The organism is Yinghuangia sp. YIM S10712 (assembly GCF_051388935.1).
In the GTDB taxonomy this organism is placed as follows: Bacteria; Actinomycetota; Actinomycetes; order Streptomycetales; family Streptomycetaceae; genus Yinghuangia.
In genome coordinates this window covers 1-3,943 of sequence record NZ_JBPKBI010000060.1, presented here as the reverse complement: position 1 = coordinate 3,943, position 3,943 = coordinate 1, and the positions used below count along the sequence as shown (strand labels likewise).

At 70.1% G+C, this 3,943-nt stretch carries 1 protein-coding gene and 1 pseudogene; both read left to right on the top strand.

Features of this window, described 5'->3' with window-relative positions; translation table 11 throughout:
* Window positions 1-310 precede the first annotated feature (310 nt).
* Window positions 311-646 (top strand): annotated as a pseudogene (locus tag ACRX5W_RS33150) (class I SAM-dependent methyltransferase); the annotation flags it as partial.
* A gap of 782 nt (window positions 647-1,428) precedes the next feature.
* Window positions 1,429-3,943: condensation domain-containing protein (locus tag ACRX5W_RS33145; RefSeq protein ID WP_436792109.1), on the top strand; the 2,515-nt coding region annotated here is incomplete at its 3' end.

Below are 3,943 nucleotides of genomic sequence, written 5' to 3'. Positions count from 1 at the left end.
CGAACCCACCGAAATCCAAACCACCCTCGGCAACCACCCCGAAATCACACAGAACGCGATCATCCCCACACAGGGTCCCGACGGTTCCGTGCAGTTGACCGCCTACGTGGTGCCCGCCGACCCGGATGCGGAGACACCCGACGACGTCTCGGTGCGCACGGAGTTGGCGGAGTCCGAGGCGGAACAGGTCGCCGAGTGGCGGCAGATCTACGCCGACGAGTACACCGAGATCGACACCGCCGTCTTCACCGAGGATGACTTCGCGGGATGGGACAGCAGCTACGACGGCGCCCCGATCCCCGTACCGCACATGCAGGAATGGCGGGACGAGACGGTCAGCAGGATCGCCGCGCTACGCCCCCGGCGGGTGCTGGAGATCGGGGTCGGCACCGGGCTGATCCTCGGCAGGGTGGCGCCGCTGTGCGAGTCCTACTGGGGCACCGACTTCGCGGCTCCGGTCATCGCCAAGCTGCGTCGTGACATCGACGCGCGCGACCCGGGCCTCGCCGCCAAGGTCGAGCTGCGCACAGCCGCCGCGCACGACCTGTCCGGGCTGCCCGAGGGCTTCTTCGACACGGTCGTGGTCAACTCCGTCATCCAGTACTTCCCGAGCGCCGCGTACCTGACCGGCGTGCTGCGCCAGGCACTCGAACTCGTCGTGCCGGGCGGGTCGGTGTTCGTCGGCGATGTACGCAATCTGCGCCTCATCCGGGCCTTCCACACCGCGATCCACGTCGGCCAGGCAGCCCCGGACGCGGACGACGCGTCGGTGCGCGCGGCCATCGAACGCGGAGTGCTGCTGGAGAAGGAACTCCTGATCGATCCGGACTACTTCGCGGCACTCGCGGAGCAACTTCCGGAACTGGGCGGCGTCGATCTGCGGATCAAGCGCGGACACCACCACAACGAACTGTCGCGGCACCGCTACGACGTGGTCCTGCACCGGCGGCCGTTGGCGGCCGACGCGGCACATCTCGACTCGGCGCCCACGCGTGCCTGGCAAGCCGAAGACCCGGGGCAACTTGCCGCGCTGGCCGAGCAGTTGCGCGACGAGTACCCCGCTTCGCTGCGGGTCTCCGGCATCCCGAACGCCCGTCTGACCGGTGAACTCGCCGCAGTACGCGTGCTGGAGAACGGTGGCGGCATCGCCGAAGCCCGCGCCGCACTGCGCTCCGACGCTCCCGTATCGGGGGTCGCGCACATCGAACCCGAACTCCTGTACGCCCTGGGCGAGAACCACGGCTACGTCGTCGCCGCTACCTGGACACCCGGCTCGCCCGGCTCCTTCGACGTGGTGTTCGCCCGGCCCGACGGAGCCGACACGGCGGCTTTCNCATCGAACCCGAACTCCTGTACGCCCTGGGCGAGAACCACGGCTACGTCGTCGCCGCTACCTGGACACCCGGCTCGCCCGGCTCCTTCGACGTGGTGTTCGCCCGGCCCGACGGAGCCGACACGGCGGCTTTCGCCGGCACGTACGCCGTGCCGGGTGCGAGCCGGGGGTCGCTCGCCGCGTACACCAACAGCCCCGCGGCCGGCCGCAACGCGGGCACGCTCGTGCCGCGTCTGCGCGCCTATCTGCGCGAGCGGCTGCCCGAGTACATGGTGCCGAGCGCGTTCGTCGTGCTCGACCGGCTCCCGCTGACCGTCAACGGAAAGCTGGACCGCAAGGCTCTGCCGGCCCCCGACGCGGGCGCGGGGCGTCGGGCGGGCCGGGCGGCGTCCACGCCGACGGAGAAGGCGTTGTGCCTGCTCTTCTCCGAAGTGCTCGGCGTCTCGGATGTCAGCGCCGAGGACAGCTTCTTCGACCTGGGCGGGCATTCACTGCTCGCAGCGCGGCTCGCCGCCAAGGCCCGCGCCACCCTGGGCATGGACCTGGCCATCCGCGACGTCTTCGGCGCACCGACACCGGCCGCGCTCGCCGAGCTCGTGACCGCGGAGGACGCTGTTGCCGGCCCGACGCGACCGGCCCCGGCGCCGCGCTCCGAACACGGCCCGGTGACTTTGTCGTTCGCGCAGCGCCGGTTGTGGCTGCTGAGCCAGTTCGACACCGCGAGCGCCGCCTACCACGAGCCCATCGCGGTGCGGATGCGCGGAAAACTGGACGTGGCCGCACTGCGCGCGGCCGTTCAGGACGTGACCGACCGGCACGAGACATTGCGCACCGTGTGCGTGGAGTCCGATGCGTCCTCGGACGGCGCAACCGATGTCTTCCAGTACGTGCTGAGCCCCGAACAAGCCCGTGTGGTTGTGGAGTTCACCGACCTGACCGACAGCCCCCGGACAGCGGACCCCGGCGCCGTCGGCCGCGCGGACGCGACCCGGGTGACGGCTGCGGTCGCGGAAGCGACCAGGCGACCGTTCGACCTTGCCACCGATCTCCCGTTGCGTGTCTCGGTGTTCGCGGTCGGCCCGGACGAGTACGTGATGCTGGCGGTGTTCCACCACATCGCGATCGACGAATGGTCGATCCGACCGTTCGCACAGGATCTGGCCGCCGCGTACACCGCCCGCAGCAAAGGCGCGGCGCCCTCGTGGCAGCCCCTACCTGTGCAGTACGCGGACTACACGGTCTGGCAGCGCGATCTGCTCGGCGACCCTGCGGATCCGGCGAGCCGTTACGCCCGGCAACTGGCGTACTGGCGTGAGGCCTTGGCCGGTGCCCCGGAGGAGGTCCCGCTGCCGACGGACCGGGCGCGCCCTTCGGTGGCAAGCTACCGGGGCGGGACCGTCGAGTCGGTCATCCCGGCCGAACTCGCCGACAGGCTGCGCGATGTGGCACGCGACGCGGGCGCCAGTCCGTTCATGCTGTTCCAAAGCGCGGTGGCCACACTTCTGCACCGGCTCGGTGGCGGCGAGGACATCCCGCTGGGCAGCCCGGTCGCCGGCCGCGACGAGGAAGCGTTCGCCGACCTCATCGGCTTCTTCGTCAACACCGTGGTGCTGCGTGCCGACCTGCGGGGCAATCCGGCCTTCGGCGACCTCCTGGCCCGGATGCGCGACACGGCTCTCGCCGCATTCGCGCATCAGGACCTGCCGTTCGAGCGGTTGGTCGAGGAGCTCAACCCGGTGCGTTCGTTGGCCCGCAACCCGCTGTTCCAGGTCATGGTGGGACACCAGAACCAGAACGTCGGCGATGTCCGTTTCGGAGAGATCGTTCCGACCGGTGAACGCTTCACGCCGACGACAGCGAAGTTCGACCTGGACTTCGTCTTCCGCGAAGCCGACCAATCCACGTCCCGCGGCGGACCCGTCGAACTGGGCATCGAGTACTCCGCGGATCTGTTCGACCACGACACCTGTGCCACGCTCGCGCAGCGACTGATCCGGCTGTTGGAACAGATCGCCGACGATCCCACGCGCCGCATCGGCGAGTTCGATGTGCTGTCGGCCGCCGAACGGCACCGCGTGCTGGTCGAGTTCAACGAGACGGTCCGGGCGGTTCCCGACCTGACGGTCGCGGACCTGTTGGAGGAGCGTGCGGCGCTGTCCCCGGACGAGACCGCCGTCGTGCAGGACCCCGACGGGCCCACGCCGACCGTGTGGACGTACCGCGAACTCAACGAACGCGCCAACCGCATCGCAAGGTTGCTCCGCGCCCAGGGCGCAGGGCCGGAACGGGTCGTGGGCCTCGCGCTGCCGCGTACGGCCGAGATGGTCGCCGCGCTGTTCGCGGTGCTCAAGACCGGCGCCGCGTACCTGCCGCTCGAACTCGACCTGCCGGACGACCGCATCGCGTACATGCTCAAAGACGCCGCTCCAGTCTGCGTGTTGGCGAACGGCCGCGACTTCGGCTCCGGGACGCTGGATCTCGGCACCCCGCAACTGCGGGCCCTGCTCGACGCGTTGCCGGCCGGTGACCTGACCGACGAACAGCGTCCGGATTTCGCGCGGTCGGCGCCGCACCGGCTCGACCACCCCGCCTACATCATCTACACCTCAG